The following is a 16,667-nucleotide window of genomic DNA, read 5'->3' on the forward strand; positions in this document are numbered from 1 at the left end:
GTTTGAATAAAATAAAAAAGCTTCCAGCCTTTTGAGGATTGGAAGCTTTTTTATATAATAGAATTTTTATTAATTCTTCAAATCCTTAATTACTTTAAAAGCAACATCAACTTGTTCTTCGCTCACTAATATGGTGAATTCATTAGAAGTCGAAATTACTTCATTGATGATGATTCCTTCCCAAGCCAAACGTTGAAAAATGAAATAGTAAATTCCAGGAACAACAATATTTTCTTTGGGTAATTTTACCGTAATCGAAGCCAGATTGTCTAGTTTTTGAATCAATTTCTCATTAGCAAAATGCTTGTCAACTAGGTGATTGATGCTATTGCTTACCACAATATTAGTTTCATTTACGCCTCTAGATGAAGTATAAAAAATATCTGGTAGCGAATTAATATCTGTAATTAAGTCCGCTTGTTTGTTTAAAACGGTTTCCGAGGCTGCAAAAGTATAATCCGTCAAAGCGGAACGAACAGTAATTTCCCCTATGTTTTTGATGACTTTGTTAATCTTATGATTTAACCTGAAGTCTAACTCTTCTGTTAATCTTTTTAAAGCCATTACAACAGCTCCTTGTTTTACTTCTTTGCCAAATTCACTTTCTAATTCAGTCATTATATTTCTGGATAATGACGTTAAATTGATAATTCCAAGCGATAATGCATTCAATAAAAAAGGCTTTGTTTTGATGTAATTTTCTACAATAGAAGAAACAGTTTTCATAATTCCTAAGGTTTTTTAGTTAGTTAGAGGTGTAAGTTTAGTTATGTTGTGTGTTAAAAACACAGCAAATATAAATAAAAAAACAATTTGTTACAAATGTAACATCAATAAAAAGTAATTAAAAGTGATAAAAAGCATCGATAAGGTGCTCAATTACAAAAGATTTACCTTCTCTATGGATGGCAATTATGTCAAAACGGACTTCAATGTCTAAATTTCTTTCGTTGACAAATGCATCAACGGCCTTTACAAGAAGCTGGATTTTTTTGGGTTTTACAAAATCTTGTGGTAAGCCAAATTCTAATGAAGAACGGGTTTTGACTTCAATAACTGCGAGTGTATTTCCTTTTTGGGCAAGAATATCTATTTCGGCTTTTTGGAACGTCCAGTTGGTTTCCAAAATAGAATATCCGTCTTTCCTTAGAAATTCGACGGCCATTTCTTCTCCTAATTTTCCGAGTTCGTTATGTTCCGCCATTCAAAAATTTTGTTTTAAGGTTTAAAACTTCTGCAATTAAAAATCGAATTCCCTTTATTCAAAAACCAGCGTACTGCATTTTTCATTGACATTTAGAGTCACATTATTCCCTAAAATCAAGGCTCTATTGTCTTGGATATGACCTGCAGGAAAATTATACAAGACAGGAATATTGTATTTTCTAGTGACATCCTCGATAATTTCAATGGCATTTTTCCCCCACGGAATATCGTTGTCCTTCATTTTTGTCATAGAACCCACAACAATTCCTTTGATACTTTCCAGACATCCATTTCGTTTCAAATTCATCATCATGCGATCAATGTGATATAAATATTCGTCTAAATCTTCTATAAACAAGATTTTATCAGAACAGTCAATTGCGGATGGAGAACCAAACAAACTGTATAGAATCGATAAATTTCCACCTACTAATTCTCCGGTAGCTTTTCCTGGTCTGTTCATCAGGAAAGGGTCTATTTCGTACGATAATTTTTCACCAAATAACGCAATTCGCATAGTTTCTATCGCTTGCGGAGTTGCTCTTGGAGCGGTTATTGGCATGATTCCGTGAATGGATTTGAAACCCATTGTATTTAAATGATTGTGTAAAACGGTCACATCGCTAAAACCAACAATCCATTTCGGATTTTTTTTGAAGGCAGTAAAATCCAATAAATCAATCATGCGTACAGTTCCGTATCCGCCTTTTACACACCAGATTGCTTTTATATTTGGATTGTCTAGTTGCTGCTGAAAATCGGCGGCACGTTGTTCGTCAGTTCCGGCTAATTGATCGTTGTCTAAACCTATGGTGCTGCCTATGACTACTTCCAGTCCCCAACTGTGCAACAAATCGATGGCGGGTTTCAGGTTGTCATCTATATTTTTTCTGGCTGTTGCCAAAATTGCTACGGTATCTCCTTTTTGTAAACTTGGTGGTGTAATCATTTTGTATTGGGCTTGACTGTTGAAAGATTGTAAAACAAAAATAAGGGATAGAAATTTATATAAAACACGACAGCGTAATGTAAAAGTAAATCGGTTTGCATTCATGTTGTATTGTTTTTCTAAAATAATTGGAGTTATGGAGTCTTTGTAAGACAAAAACAAAGATAGACAATTAGAAAATAATTTTAAGTTCACTACCAAATGACTATTTTTACAATAAACAGATTCAAAAAAGGAATCTAATCACCGACTGGAAATAAATAACACTTATGAGAATTACGCACTGGATTCCTATTCTTTTTTTATTTTTTCCAATAGCAAAAGCTACTGCGCAACAGAAAAAATACGTCATTCATACGGTGGCATTTTACAATTTCGAAAACCTTTTTGATACCATAAATGATCCAGATACTTTTGATGAAGAATGGACGCCAATGGGTTTGCAACGTTGGACATTTGATAAATACGAAAAGAAACTGGGGAATTTAGCCCGCGTTTTATCTGAAATTGGTTCAGCTGAAAATACTGATTCGCCCACATTTATTGGCGGATGCGAGATTGAAAACCGAGGAGTTTTGGAAGATTTAGTCAAGCAACCCAAATTAATCGAGAAAGATTACGGAATCATTCATTTTGATTCGCCAGACAAAAGAGGAATCGATGTGGCGTTGTTGTACCAAAAAAAGAAATTCCAGCCCACGAGTTACAGTAATATTCCGTTGTACATTTATAAAGAAGGAACTTTCACGCAAGAAAGTTCCAAAGCCAGTTCCGAGGAAAAAACAGATGATGAATTGCAAATAAGCACCAAAAATTATCGGGTTTACACACGAGATCAGCTTTTAGTGACCGGATTTCTGGACGGAGAGGAAATTAATATCATAGTGAACCATTGGCCGTCCCGCTCTGGCGGTGAGAAAAAATCAAGTCCGTTTCGCGAAGCTGCTGGTGCTTTAAACCGAAAAATAATTGATTCCCTGCAACGCATAAATCCAAATGCAAAAGTGATTACGTTGGGTGATTTGAATGATGGTCCGTATAATAAAAGTGTCAAATTAGGGCTTGGTGCCAAAGCTAAAAAAGCAGAGGTTCAGCCATTTGGAATTTATAATCCATTCGAAGAAATGGCCAAAAAAGGATTTGGAACCATCGCATTTCGGGATGCTTGGGATGTTTTTGACCAAATAATGGTTTCAGAAACTTTACTGCAATCAGACTTTTCGAGTTTTAGATATTGGAAAGCCGGAATTTATAACAAGTCATTTTTGATACAAACCAGCGGGCAATACAAAGGCTATCCGTTGCGACATTCTAACACCGAAATTGGGTTTAGCGATCATTTCCCAGTGTATATTTATTTGATTAAGGAAAAAAAATAACGATTTATTATTTCATAACTTTACATTTAAAATAAAAATCATGGCAATTGCAAAACCTTTCAACCTCAATAAATGGATTAACGAAAACCGTCATCTCCTAAAACCACCCGTTGGTAATAGAAACTTGTACAGGGAATCCGGTGATTATATCGTAATGATTGTTGCGGGTCCAAACGCCCGAAAAGACTATCATTACAACGAAACCGAAGAGTTATTTTACCAACTTGAAGGCACCATCAAAGTGATTATTCAAGAAGATGGTGTGCGCAAAGAAATGGAATTGCGTGCCGGTGATATGTACCTTAATCCTGCTAAAATCCCGCATTCTCCGGTGCGTTCTGAAGGTTCTATTGGACTTGTCATTGAACGAAAAAGAGCTGGAAAAGGATATACGGATGGTTTATTATGGTTTTGCGATACCTGCAATCACAAGCTGCACGAGGTTTATTTTGAACTGCAGAATATAGAGAATGATTTCCTGCCTCACTTTGAGCATTTTTATAATTCAGAAAAGTTGAGAACCTGCGAAAAATGTGGCAGTATAATGGAAACAGATCCAAGATTTGTTGCCAAAAAATAATTTAATGCTGAATTTATTTCAGTATTAGGAGCTATTTACTTCGTCAGTTCGCTTCGCTCATGCCCCGCTATCCGTTCTATTTTTTGTGGTCTCGTTTTTTTACGATACCACAAAAGGATGCCACTACTATTGCGGCTAAAAAGCGTAAAATAAAAGTAGCAATGTTTAGTTTTTCACCTTAAATCAATATATTTGTAAAAAAATATAACAATTTTTAATAAAAAAGTTACAATGATAACAATAGCAGATCAATTCGGAATCAAAGAAGCCCTTAAGCAATTAGGGATTGAGGAGATAAATGAAGGAACATCAACTGGAGCAGCTAATTTTGCCAACGGAAAAATCATCGAAAGTTATTCGCCAGCAGATGGGACTTTAATTGGAAAAGTAAAAACGTCTTCTAAAGAAGATTATGAAAAAGCAATGCAAAAAGCTTCGGAAGCGTTTTTAGAATGGCGTATGGTTCCAGCTCCAAAAAGAGGTGATATCGTTCGTCAGATGGGAGATGAATTAAGAAAATTCAAAGAGCCTCTTGGAAAACTAGTTTCTTATGAAATGGGAAAAAGTCTTCAAGAAGGATATGGTGAAGTACAGGAAATGATTGATATCTGTGATTTTGCGGTGGGATTATCCCGTCAATTGTACGGATTAACCATGCATTCTGAAAGACCTTTGCACAGAATGTATGAGCAATATCATCCAATAGGAACGGTTGGAATCATTTCGGCATTTAACTTTCCGGTAGCGGTTTGGAGTTGGAACGCAATGATTGCTTGGGTTTGTGGTGATGTTGCGATTTGGAAACCAAGTTCAAAAGTGCCTTTATGCGGAGTGGCTTGCCAAAATATTATCAAAACAGTTTTAAAAAGAAATAATGTTCCTGAAGGTGTTAGTTGTTTGGTAACTGGAAACGAATCAGGAGATTTAATCAATAATGACAAAAGAATTTCATTGGTTTCTTTTACAGGATCAACTAGAATAGGACGTCACGTATCAAAAACCGTAGCAGAACGTTTTGGGAATACCATCCTTGAATTAGGAGGAAACAATGCGATTATCGTTTCGGAACATGCGGATATCAGTATGGTATTGGTCGGAGCCGTTTTTGGAGCGGTAGGAACAGCAGGACAACGTTGCACATCGACCAGACGTTTAATCATTCACGAAAGTGTGTATGACAAAACCATCAGCGTATTGAAAAATGCATACGGTCAATTGCAAATAGGAAATCCATTGGATGAGAATAATCACGTTGGGCCACTTATCGACAAAGGAGCTGTTCAGGATTATTTGGATGCGATTGAAAGCGCCAAAAAAGAAGGCGGAAAAATCATCGTTGAAGGTGGATTGGTTGAAGGCGAAGGATATGAAAGTGGTTGTTATGTAAGACCATGTATCATTGAAGCTGAGAATCATTTTGATATCGTTCAAACAGAAACTTTTGCGCCTATTTTATATGTTATGAAATACAGCACGATTGAAGAAGCGATTGCGTTGCAAAACGGAGTTCCACAAGGACTTTCTTCTTCTATTTTTACAAACAGCATGAGAGAAATGGAATTGTTCCTTTCTCAATCTGGTTCTGATTGTGGAATTGCCAATGTAAATATTGGTACTTCCGGAGCAGAAATTGGTGGTGCTTTTGGTGGTGAAAAAGAAACTGGTGGTGGGCGTGAATCAGGTTCAGATGCTTGGAAAGCCTACATGAGAAGACAAACTAATACAATCAATTACGGAACCCAATTGCCATTGGCACAAGGAATCAAATTTGATTTGTAACAACAAAATAGAATAAACTAAAAAAGGCAATTTGAATAGTTCAAATTGCCTTTTTTTTATTTCAAATTGCTTCGGTAATTGTTGTGAAAAGTGTTTTACAAATTGAAAGAAGCACCAATATTAAACGTAAATTGATTGTTTAATTTATCAAAACCTACAGCATCCGTTTTATAAGTGGCTATTGGAATTCCAGCTTCAGAGAAAATACCAAAACCTTCCGTAAAGAAATAACGGAATCCTAAATGCGCACCAAAATTTCGTAGGCCTAAATCCAATCCTGGGTAAATATCCATTTTTGGATCAAATTGAAAAACATTCCCCAAGTTTGCATTGAATCGTCCTTTAATATCTACTCTGTCTCCAAAATCAGGTTTGTTTCCTAAATCATCATTAGAAACGGATAACAAATAAGAAGTCACAAATCCGAATGACATGTTTTCTCCAACTCCAAAATCAGAAGAAACACGAATTCCAGATCCTCCATTTTGAAAGTTACCTCCAACATCAAATTTCACATCTCCTTTTCCTTTGAAAGCCTGTGCATTGATCAAGCCAACTGTTAATAGCAACACTAATGTGGTAATCTTTTTCATACTTTTAATTTTTTTAAGTGGGTGCAAAAGTAGTTCAATAAAATCTAATTTCTTCCTTTTTCATCAAAATACAATTGGTTCAAAGGTTCACTTTGCCAGAATTCCTTGGTGTCAACATCCATAATCGTTAATGGTCCTTTGAAAGCTGCGCCAGTATCCACATTCCACACATTTGCTTTTTGAATTGGCGTTGTTTCACCTATTCGCGTAACTGGCGTGTGACCAATATAAATTTCGTTGTATAGCGTAAGACGTTTTGGGTAGAAAATGTCATCCGTTTTCATGGTTTTGTCTAATGCCAATGCAGTTTCCCACAAGGTTCTATCCCAATAGAAAAGACCGGGAAAATATTCAAAATCTACACCGTTCATATTAGTAAAACCAGCGTGAACGTATAAACGACGTTGCTCGTCCAGATGATAATTATCCAGAGATTTCAGGAATTCAATGTGTTTTTGTTTCGTTTCTGCGCTAACGGATTCGTAGGCCAAAACAGTCGCTTCCCCGCCATGTTTGTACCACAACAGATTGTCTTTGCTTTCATCAAGCCATTCCAGTAATAAATCATCATGATTCCCGCGTATGCACACACAGTTTTGTTTGGTTTTTAAATCAATGATAAAATCGAGTACCTGAGGGGATTGGCTCCAGCCATCAACATAATCTCCCAGAAAAATCAGAGTGTCGTTTTTAGTAACGTTGGCTCTCTCCATAATTTGGTGCAATGCTCGTAAACCACCGTGGATATCGCCTATAACAAGTGTTCTCATGTACTGAATGTTCTTTATTAGTGTAAAAACAGCCAAAAAACAACGCTGTTTCCAAGTCATAAAATTAAGTAAAAGAGTGATGAAGTATGCTACTTTAACTTATTTTTTTAAATAAATTAAAAGAAACGGTATTTTAAAGGTTGTAATTTTTATGAAAAATAGAATAGGAATTTCTTCAGAATGCTGTTTTAATCAGGGAATAAAATATCACTGTTTTAGGTGATGTTTTTTTTATTTTTTAAGATTAACTTTACAAAAAATAAACCGCTATAAAATGAGTACACTTCTTGCGTTATCGTTACTTTTGGCTAAAATGATCTGTCAGGTTTTAAAAGAATTGTTGGCTTTGATTTAGAATAATAAATCAATACTTTCATTTTAAAAAATATTTTTCAATCAGATAAATGTTCCAAATTCACATGAAAATATCCCTGAAAATATTGTTTTGTTTTCTGGTGTTAAGTTGTACGTCTCATAAAACAGCAACAAAACCCAAACTCAATAACCAAGCATTTGAGGTCAAATCAGATAGTGCCAGTTGGTTAGACAGTTTCAGAAACAGGTTGATTCCGGTTGCGTTTTATTCCCCAATTGTAAAGGATAAAATTTCAAATCAACAATTGGTAATTGTGAGTCACGGTTATGGAGAAAATAAACCGGGTGCAAATAAATCGTATTCCTATCTGACGAAAAAATTAGCGTCCAAAGGCTATTTTGTAGTGAGTATCCAGCATGAATTAGCAACCGATGATTTATTGCCTTTGACAGGAATTCCTCAAGTGGTACGACGATCAAATTGGGAAAGAGGAGCAGAGAATATCCTGTTTGTTCTTAATGAATTGAAAAGAATAAAACCAGAATTAGATTTCAAACATGTAAACCTAGTTGGACATTCCAATGGAGGCGATATGACGGTTTTATTTGCTCATAAATACCCAAATTTGGCCAATAAAATAATTTCATTGGACAACCGCAGAATGGAATTGCCCAGAACTTCTACGCCTAAAATTTACTCGCTTCGCTCCAGTGACCAACCTGCAGATGAAGGAATTTTGCCTACTGTTACAGATCAGAAAAAGTTCGGAATAAAAATCATTAAACTCCCCAATACCATTCATAATGACATGAATGACAGCGGAAATAAAAGACAAAAAAGAGAAATTAATGCTTATGTATTGGGCTTTCTTAAAGAATGAAATCTATAATAAAATTATAGCTACTGTACATCATATTTCATTTTTCTCAAAATTCGCAGCGCTTCTTTAAACGATAAATATACTTGGCTGAAAGGTTTTATCAGTGTTTTTGCATCTATCAGTTTTTGTTTGGCTTCTTCAAAACCGTTGAGGTAACAAATCATAAAAGTGGAAGGTAAATTCTCTAAATCTTTTTGTTCTCGCTCAGATAATGAAAGTCCTTTTTGGAGTTTGTTCAGCAAAGTAATATTGGCATTGTAAATATGAAATAACATTTTTTTGTTGAATTCTGGAGGCTGAAAAAGCATCTCTCTTTCTATTTTGTAATAGCCATTGTCATGAAAATGAATCGTTTGTTTTTCTAAAGGATAGTAGCTCGTTTTGTCGTTTAAACCCAAAGGAACATATTCAATAATCGTAAAAGTATCTTCATCGAAAGTAATTTCGACCACATCCTGAGCCGAGTAAAATAGCTTGATTTGTTCGTTGATTAATTCAATATCTACGCGTGATAAATACGTTTTTTCACGAGATTTTTTCGCTATTCCTGCCCAGCAAATCACAAATAATTCTTTGAATACTTTATATTTTGGCGCCATATCCTTGTGCCGAAAATTCATGAAATCAATTACACCATCGAGTGTGTATTCAATGCTGTTTCGGGAGTTGTTTTCGATGCCAATTACGGTTTCCGTGTTCTGGTAATTCTTTTCAATTTCGCCTTCAATAGGCATCGTGTTACTGCCTCGCCGTATAAAAATACTGTTGGCAGGAATCGTGTGAATTCCTTTTTTGAAATGTGAAGTTTTGCTTTTTGGCTTGACCGTTACCAGTCCGATAACTTTATCTTTTGGCAAATTTGGGAAAGGCACATTTTCATATTGAATTTTCGGAGGATTTTCCAGATAGGCATTCACTAAATTCTGAATCCGGCTGTCGTCAAAAAAATCATCGCCCACAATAAGATTGTCATGATCCTCCACGCCCACAACAATATAGGAATTGTTTGTAGGATTTGAATTAGAAAGTGCACAAATGTGTTTTAAAAATTTTGCTTTTCCTTCCCGTGTATGCAAATTCAACTGACGCTTTTTATCATAAAAACTGCTCTCGTCATTGTGAGCAAGCAGGTTCTTGATAAGAATGCGTTTGTTGATCATCGGTATTGATTATTATTTATTTCTATTTTTTATTGTTGTTAAGACATATTTATTAATCATATTTTGATCCTGTTCTATCAGAACTTTTTAAAAAATTCATGAATTTTGAAATTTGGTCGATTATAATTTGAGATTTTAAAGTTAACTCCAAATAGTTTTCTTCGTTGATATGTTTTCTATCGAAGGACCTTTGTAATTGTGCTTTTGTTTCACAACATGAACCTCTTGAATAACTCAAAAAAGTAATAAATTATTTGTTTCCTCCCCGGCCAAAACCCTCAGCAATATTATCCATAACTGACCCAGAAGAACCATTGATTTGATCCCTTAATTTATAATCTTGACCAAGAGTTGTGTTTTGAATTAAATGCCAAACATGGTTACTTTGTTCTCTAGCTAATTGATAGATTCCCATTTCCTCAAAAGAATTGTAATTCGCCATATTTAAAGGGTTTATAAATAATAATAGAAATAAATAATAATTTAATCTCTTTTTAAAATTGTAGCAGCGGCTTGTGCTGTTGGCAATACCATCAAATCGGCAATATTTACATGATACGGTCTGGAAACTACAAAGTGAATAATGTCAGCGATATCTTCTGGATGTAATGGCTCAAAACCTTTGTAAACATTGGCGGCTTTCTCTGTGTCGCCTTTGAAACGCACTTCGCTAAATTCCGTTTCTACGGCACCGGGATGAATGGCACCAACGCGAATTCCGTAAGGATTCAAGTCCATCCTCATGGCTTGGCTCAAGGCGTCAACAGCATGTTTGGAGGCACAATACACGTTTCCGTTTGGATACACTTCTTTTCCGGCTATGGAACCAATGTTGATGATATGACCTGATTTTCGTTCGATCATTTGCGGGATTACAGCTTTCGAAACATATAAAAGTCCTTTGACATTGATGTCAATCATGGCGTCCCAGTCATCTAAATCTCCGTTTTGAATAGGATCCAAACCATGTGCATTTCCGGCATTATTAATCAAAACGTCAATTGTTGAAAAAGCTTCCGGGATAGAATTGATACTTTCAAAAACCGCTTTTTTGTCCCGAACATCAAAGGACAAAGTATGCACTTCTGTGAATGCCGAAAGTTCTTTTTTCAACTCGTCTAAGCGTTCTTCACGGCGTCCGCAAAGAATAATTTTATAGTTATTTTTAGCTAATATTTGTGCAGTTGCTTTACCAATTCCGCTGGTCGCTCCGGTCACTAAGGCTGTTTTAGTCATTATTTTTTTCTGTTTTATATTCTAAAGTTGCTGTATTGAACACTAATTCTAGGCTACATCATTTCCCATACTCGCTGCCCAAATGGCAAACCAATCTTCTTTATCTAATTCTAATTCTACTGCTTTCATCAACGATTGAATTCGGGCCACATTTACCGTTCCTGCTATAGGAATTACTTGCGCAGGATGTTTTAAAATCCAAGAAAGTAAAATAGAATCCGATCCTAAATGGTATTTTGAAACTAAGGTCGCCAGTAATTGTTTCAATCGTCTGGTTTGTGGAATATCTTTTCTAAAAACAGATCCCAGCGGATTCCATGACATCGGTCGAATGTTATTGGCTTGCATATAATCAAAACTTCCGTCCACCATTGGTTCGAAATTCGTTGCCGAAAATTGCACTTGATTGTACAAAACTTCTGTTTTTTGAAGAATCAGATCGGTTTGTGAAGGCGTAAAATTAGAAAGGCCAAAATCAATGATTTTTCCGTCTGATTTTAATTTTAAAACCGCCTCAGCAATTTCATCTGCTTGCATTAATGGACTAGGTCTATGCAATAATAGCACATCCAAATAATCAGTGTGAAGGTTTTTTAAGGAGTTTTCAACGGACCAAATAATATAATCTTTTGAATATTCATAATGTTTTATGGCATTGCTACGGTTTTCTGTCACCATCTGAATGCCACATTTTGATATTAATTGTATTTTTTCTCGCGCAATTTTACTTGAAGCAAAGGCTTTTCCAAAATCAGATTCGGTGGTATAATCACCATATATATCGGCATGATCAAAGGTGCTGATTTTGTTCTCTAAACACACATTAATCATGTTTTCCATTTCTTTGGTATTGAGATTTTTATCCCATATTCCCCAATTCATGACGCCAGCAACAATAGGCGATAATTTTGTTTTATTCATGGTTTTTATTTTTTATTGAAATTCGTAATTCTGCTATTTCAAAGTATATTTTTCAAAGTTCTTAAAAATATAAAAATTGTATCATAATTCGTCCTTAAAATTAGTGGTTTTATTGAAGTTTTAACCATTTATTAACATCTTACTTCTAAAAAAAAATTCAATTTGCACCTTCAAAACGAAGGCATTAAATTCAAGGTTTTAAAAATAATAAAATGGAAGAAAATACGGCGACTTTAGACATCAGAGCAATCAATGAAAAAATCGAAAGAGAGAGTGCATTTATAGACCTTCTCACAATGGAAATGAACAAGGTTATTGTGGGTCAAAAGCACATGGTGGAGCGTTTGTTAATTGGACTTTTGGGTCAAGGGCATATTTTATTGGAAGGTGTTCCCGGATTAGCAAAAACCTTAGCGATAAACACCCTTTCGCAAGCCGTTCAGGGATCTTTCAGCAGAATTCAATTTACACCGGATTTATTGCCAGCCGATGTTGTAGGAACAATGATTTACAATATTAAGGCTAATGAATTTTCGATAAAAAAAGGACCAATCTTCGCTAATTTCGTCCTTGCTGATGAGATTAACCGTGCGCCAGCCAAAGTACAATCGGCATTATTGGAAGCCATGCAGGAAAAGCAAGTGACTATTGGTGACACTACTTTCAAACTGGATAGACCATTTTTGGTTTTGGCTACTCAAAATCCAATTGAGCAAGAAGGAACGTATCAGTTACCTGAAGCGCAGGTCGATCGTTTCATGTTGAAAACGGTTATCGATTATCCAAAAATGGAAGACGAGCGTTTAGTGATTCGTCAAAACCTAAAAGGAAGTTATGAAAAAGTAAATCCTGTAGTTTCTGTGGAACAAATTTTACGCGCTCAGGAAGCAGTTCGTGAGGTTTACATGGATGAAAAAATAGAAAAATACATACTTGATATCATTTTTGCCACACGATATCCAGAGAAATATAAATTGGCTGATTTGAAACCATTAATCAGTTTTGGAGCATCACCACGTGGAAGTATCAATTTGGCGACTGCCGCCAAATGCTACGCTTTTATCAAACGTCGTGGTTATGTAATTCCAGAAGATGTTCGTGCTGTAGTTCATGATGTATTGCGTCACAGAATTGGAGTTACTTATGAAGCGGAAGCCGAAAATATTACTTCAGTAGATATCATTAACAAAATCGTAAACGAAGTAGAAGTACCTTAAAGTTTGTTTAAGGTTTAAAGTTTCAAGTTGTTGGATTACGAACTTGGAACGTTAAACTTTTAAACTTTAAACAAATTAAAAATGGATACAAAAGACCTCTTAAAAAAAGTCCGAAAAATAGAAATCAAAACCAGAAGATTGAGCGATCACATCTTTTCGGGAGAATATCATACGTCTTTCAAAGGACGTGGAATGACCTTTAGTGAAGTGCGTCAATACCAGTACGGAGATGATATTCGTGCGATTGATTGGAATGTAACCGCGCGCTACAACGAGGCGCACGTTAAGGTTTTTGAGGAAGAACGCGAATTGACCATGATGTTAATGGTAGATATTTCGGGTTCAGAAAGTTTTGGTTCAAAAAATCAATTCAAGAAAGATATTGTTACAGAAATTGCTGCAACCATGGCTTTTTCAGCAACTCAAAATAATGACAAAATAGGTTTGATTTTATTTTCGGATGAAATCGAATTGTATATTCCGCCTAAAAAGGGACGTTCTCACGTGTTGCGTATTATCAGGGAATTGATAGAGTTTCAGCCTAAAAGTCGTAAAACAGATATTGCTCAAGCCTTAAAATTTTTATCGGGAACTCAAAAAAAGAAAGCGATTGTGTTTGTAATTTCTGACTTCATGTCGGAAGATTATGAACAAACATTAAAAATTGCTGCAAAAAAACACGACATAACTGGGATTCGCGTGTACGATATTCGAGAAGAAAAAATGCCGGATTTAGGTATGGTTTCTATGCTTGACGCCGAAACTGGAGCGATCGAATTGATAAATACCGGTTCGAAAGCAGTACGAATGAATTATGAAAAACAGTACCGCGACAAAGTTAATTATTTTAAAGAAACATTCAGTAAATCAGGTTCCGGTGTTGTAAACACAAGAGTTGACGAAAGTTATGTGACGAAATTATTAAGTTACTTTAAATCGAGATAAGGGTTCAATAATAAAAGATGAAAAAACAATTATACCTACTACTATTGCTGCTTTCGACTGCGGTTTTTGCACAACAAAAGCAAGTAGTCACAAGTATTGACACGACTAAAAATAAAATTGGTGCGGAATTTAAACTGTCTATAAAAACTACTGTTGATACTTCGTCTAAAGTGATTTTCCCGAAATTAAAAAACTTTGGCGCTTTAGAGGTGATTCAGTCGTATCCTATTGATACGGTCAAAATGGACGGGCGTTATGAGTTAATTAAAAAATACGGGTTGACCCAATTTGATTCCGGTAGATACGTGGTTCCTAGTATCAAGATTTTTATCAACAGCAAACCGTTTCTTACGGATTCGATTTTGGTAGAAGTGGCGAATGTTCAAGTGGATACTTTGAAGCAAAAAATGTTTGACATCAAAGACATTGTGCCAGCAGACAACCCAGTAGGTGATTGGTGGAAATACCTTTTGATTATTGCTTTGATTGTAGGTATTGGAGCTTTTATTTATTGGTTCATTAAAAAACGCCAAGAAAAGAAGCTACACGAAGAAATTTATAAAACCCCAATCGAGAAAGCGACTAGTTTGCTGGATACTTTAGAGAAAAAAGAACTTTGGCAAAAAGGAGAAGTCAAAGCGTATTATAGTGAGTTGACGGATATCGCCAGAAATTATATTGAAGAAGCGATAGAAATTCCGGCAATGGAAAGTACGACTTCGGAACTGATTCAGGGTCTTAGAGCGGCTTCTGTCAAAAAGAAAATGACGCTTTCGCAGGAAATAATTGAAAATCTGGAGCGTGTTTTGAAACAAGCCGATTTAGTGAAATTTGCCAAGTCAAAACCATTGGATTTTGAAATTACCGAAGACCGAAATAAAATTCAAAAAGCAATTCTAACATTAGACAATTCAATTCCTGTCGAAATTCCTGTAGAGGAAGACATGCTGTTGAATGAAGCGCAAAGACAAAAACAGATTCAAATTCAATTGCGCAAACAAAGAAATAAACGCATTGTAACTGCAGTAGCTTCAGTTGTTTTTTTATTGGCAGCGACCACTACTTTTTTCATTGTTACTAAAGGATTTAGTTATGTAAAAGATAACATTATTGGTCATCCTACCAAAGAATTATTAGAAGGAGAATGGGTGAAAAGTGATTATGGAAATCCTGGAATTATCATAGAAACACCAAAAGTACTTAAGCGAGTAGATTTGACAAAAACACTTCCTAAAGAGGGAATGGCTTTGATTAAAGAAATGCAGTCTTTTGCGTATGGAAGTGCTTTAGATCCGTTTTATCTGATGGTTTCTACTTTAAAATTCAAGCAGGAGACACAAATAGATTTGACGAAATCAATGGATGGTATATTGCAATCTATGGAAGCGCAAGGTGCAAAGAATATGATTGTAAAGCAAGAAGAGTTTGAAACCAAAGAAGGTGTTAAGGGCGTTAAAGCTTATGGTACTTTTTCGCAAATTAATGAAGGCAGTAAGTCAAGTGCAAAAATGTATTACGAAGCATTATTGTTCAGTCAAGAAGGCGGATTACAGCAGATTTTATTGTTTCATGAAGAAGGCGATACCTATGCAAATGAAATATCAGAACGCGTTTTGAGCTCTGTCGAATTAAAACAAGTAAGTAAATAATGACTAAAGTAACTTTTTTAAACCCAGAGTTTTTTTGGTTGTTTCTTCTGATTCCAGTAGCAATTGTATGGTTGTTACGGAAAAAGAATCACCAATCAGCCACCTTAAAGATAAGTTCGTTACAAGGATTTAAAGGTTCTAATTCCTATTTGACAAAGCTAAAGCCAATGTTGAATGCGCTTAGAATTCTAGCTTTGTGCTCTATGATTGTAGCTATGGCAAGACCAAGGACAGTTGATGTGAGTAATAAAACAAAAACGACGAAAGGAATTGATATTGTTATGGCAATTGACGTTTCTGGAAGTATGCTTGCCAAGGATTTGAAACCAAACCGAATGGAAGCACTGAAAAGAGTTGCTGCTGATTTTGTTGATGAACGACCAAACGATAGGATTGGACTTGTGGTATATGCATCAGAAGCGTATACGAAAACTCCAGTAACTAGTGATAAAGCCGTAATTCTAGATGCTATCAACAGTATTAAATACGATACTGTTTTGCAGGATGGAACAGGAATAGGAATGGGATTAGCAACTGCTGTCAATAGATTAAAAGACAGTCAAGCTAAAAGTAAGGTAATTATTCTTTTGACAGATGGGGTGAATAATGCCGGATTTATCGAGCCAGAAACGGCTTCGGATATCGCCAAACAATACGGAATAAAAGTATATACGGTAGGAATTGGAACAAACGGAATGGCGATGTTTCCTTATTCAGTTGCACCTAATGGACAGTTTTTATTCCAAATGATGAAAGTGGAAATTGACGAGCAGTTAATGAAAAATATTGCTAGAAAAACAGATGGAAAATATTTTAGAGCAACAAGCAACAGTAAATTGGCTGAGATTTATGCTTCTATCAATAAACTAGAAACGACTGAAATTGAGGAATTAAAATTCTATGATTATGATGAGAAATTCAGGCCATTTATTTGGTTTGCAGGTTTTTTATTGTTGCTGGAATTAGGATTGCGAAATACAGTTTTTAAAAGCTTTATATAATATTTAAACACAAAAGTCAGGAAGTCTTTAAATAATTAGGTTTATACCGTTAGTAAGCCTTGTGAACTTTGCGCCTTCTTTGTGAA

General features: G+C 35.3%; 16 protein-coding genes and 1 pseudogene. 8 read left to right on the forward strand and 9 right to left on the reverse strand.

Annotation, left to right across the window (positions count from 1 at the left end; translation table 11 throughout):
* Nucleotides 1-69: 69 nt before the first annotated feature.
* From V5J73_RS00520 to V5J73_RS00530, 3 genes are all read right to left on the reverse strand, one after another.
* Nucleotides 70-726, reverse strand: coding sequence for an aspartate kinase (locus V5J73_RS00520; RefSeq protein ID WP_338646847.1), 657 nt, complete (start codon nucleotides 724-726; stop codon nucleotides 70-72).
* Between the two features lie 118 nt (nucleotides 727-844).
* Entirely contained in the window at nucleotides 845-1,204 is a 360-nt protein-coding gene (locus tag V5J73_RS00525; protein WP_338646848.1) for a YraN family protein, read from the reverse strand.
* A 54-nt stretch (nucleotides 1,205-1,258) separates the two neighbouring features.
* Nucleotides 1,259-2,155 (reverse strand): S66 peptidase family protein, encoded by an 897-nt coding sequence (locus V5J73_RS00530; RefSeq protein WP_338648635.1) that lies wholly within the window; start codon nucleotides 2,153-2,155, stop codon nucleotides 1,259-1,261.
* A 269-nt stretch (nucleotides 2,156-2,424) separates the two neighbouring features.
* Between V5J73_RS00530 and V5J73_RS00535 the strand changes: the two genes are divergently transcribed.
* From V5J73_RS00535 to amaB, 3 genes are all read left to right on the forward strand, one after another.
* A complete protein-coding gene (locus V5J73_RS00535) occupies nucleotides 2,425-3,534 on the forward strand; it encodes an endonuclease/exonuclease/phosphatase family protein (RefSeq protein WP_338646849.1) in 1,110 nt (369 codons plus the stop codon).
* A gap of 40 nt (nucleotides 3,535-3,574) precedes the next feature.
* Complete coding sequence (locus V5J73_RS00540) at nucleotides 3,575-4,114, forward strand: 3-hydroxyanthranilate 3,4-dioxygenase (RefSeq protein WP_338646850.1); 540 nt, start codon at nucleotides 3,575-3,577, stop codon at nucleotides 4,112-4,114.
* Between the two features lie 231 nt (nucleotides 4,115-4,345).
* A complete protein-coding gene (amaB, locus tag V5J73_RS00545) occupies nucleotides 4,346-5,893 on the forward strand; it encodes an L-piperidine-6-carboxylate dehydrogenase (RefSeq protein WP_282731826.1) in 1,548 nt (515 codons plus the stop codon).
* A 95-nt stretch (nucleotides 5,894-5,988) separates the two neighbouring features.
* Here amaB and V5J73_RS00550 read toward each other — a convergent pair whose 3' ends face one another.
* Nucleotides 5,989-6,486 carry a DUF6646 family protein gene (locus tag V5J73_RS00550; protein ID WP_099714072.1) on the reverse strand — a complete coding sequence of 166 codons (498 nt, stop codon included), beginning with the start codon at nucleotides 6,484-6,486 and terminating at the stop codon, nucleotides 5,989-5,991.
* A 44-nt stretch (nucleotides 6,487-6,530) separates the two neighbouring features.
* Nucleotides 6,531-7,256 (reverse strand): metallophosphoesterase family protein, encoded by a 726-nt coding sequence (locus V5J73_RS00555; RefSeq protein WP_338646851.1) that lies wholly within the window; start codon nucleotides 7,254-7,256, stop codon nucleotides 6,531-6,533.
* A gap of 419 nt (nucleotides 7,257-7,675) precedes the next feature.
* Here V5J73_RS00555 and V5J73_RS00560 point away from each other — a divergent pair, with 419 nt between their 5' ends.
* Nucleotides 7,676-8,452 carry an alpha/beta hydrolase family protein gene (locus V5J73_RS00560; RefSeq protein WP_338646852.1) on the forward strand — a complete coding sequence of 259 codons (777 nt, stop codon included), beginning with the start codon at nucleotides 7,676-7,678 and terminating at the stop codon, nucleotides 8,450-8,452.
* Nucleotides 8,453-8,472: 20 nt separating this feature from the next.
* Here the strand turns inward: V5J73_RS00560 and V5J73_RS00565 are convergent, their stop codons facing one another.
* From V5J73_RS00565 to V5J73_RS00580, 4 genes and pseudogenes are all read right to left on the reverse strand, one after another.
* Entirely contained in the window at nucleotides 8,473-9,612 is a 1,140-nt protein-coding gene (locus V5J73_RS00565; protein WP_338646853.1) for an ATP-binding protein, read from the reverse strand.
* Between the two features lie 52 nt (nucleotides 9,613-9,664).
* Nucleotides 9,665-10,054, reverse strand: a pseudogene (locus V5J73_RS00570) (four helix bundle protein).
* Nucleotides 10,055-10,095: 41 nt separating this feature from the next.
* Nucleotides 10,096-10,848, reverse strand: a complete 753-nt coding sequence (locus tag V5J73_RS00575; RefSeq protein WP_338646854.1) for an SDR family NAD(P)-dependent oxidoreductase — start codon at nucleotides 10,846-10,848, stop codon at nucleotides 10,096-10,098.
* 48 nt (nucleotides 10,849-10,896) lie between these two features.
* Nucleotides 10,897-11,769: an aldo/keto reductase gene (locus V5J73_RS00580; RefSeq protein ID WP_338646855.1), complete on the reverse strand. Its 873-nt coding sequence runs from the start codon at nucleotides 11,767-11,769 to the stop codon at nucleotides 10,897-10,899.
* Between the two features lie 212 nt (nucleotides 11,770-11,981).
* Between V5J73_RS00580 and V5J73_RS00585 the strand changes: the two genes are divergently transcribed.
* The 4 genes from V5J73_RS00585 to V5J73_RS00600 all read left to right on the forward strand — a co-directional run bounded on the left by V5J73_RS00585 (nucleotide 11,982) and on the right by V5J73_RS00600 (nucleotide 16,581).
* A complete protein-coding gene (locus V5J73_RS00585) occupies nucleotides 11,982-12,986 on the forward strand; it encodes an AAA family ATPase (protein WP_338646856.1) in 1,005 nt (334 codons plus the stop codon).
* An 81-nt stretch (nucleotides 12,987-13,067) separates the two neighbouring features.
* Nucleotides 13,068-13,931, forward strand: coding sequence for a DUF58 domain-containing protein (locus V5J73_RS00590; protein WP_338646857.1), 864 nt, complete (start codon nucleotides 13,068-13,070; stop codon nucleotides 13,929-13,931).
* 17 nt (nucleotides 13,932-13,948) lie between these two features.
* Complete coding sequence (locus tag V5J73_RS00595; RefSeq protein WP_338646858.1) at nucleotides 13,949-15,580, forward strand: hypothetical protein; 1,632 nt, start codon at nucleotides 13,949-13,951, stop codon at nucleotides 15,578-15,580.
* Nucleotides 15,580-16,581 carry a vWA domain-containing protein gene (locus tag V5J73_RS00600; protein WP_338646859.1) on the forward strand — a complete coding sequence of 334 codons (1,002 nt, stop codon included), beginning with the start codon at nucleotides 15,580-15,582 and terminating at the stop codon, nucleotides 16,579-16,581. Before V5J73_RS00595 ends, V5J73_RS00600 begins: the two co-directional genes overlap by 1 nt.
* Nucleotides 16,582-16,667: the final 86 nt, after the last annotated feature.

It is taken from the genome of Flavobacterium sp. KS-LB2, from assembly GCF_036895565.1.
Lineage (GTDB): Bacteria > Bacteroidota > Bacteroidia > Flavobacteriales > Flavobacteriaceae > Flavobacterium.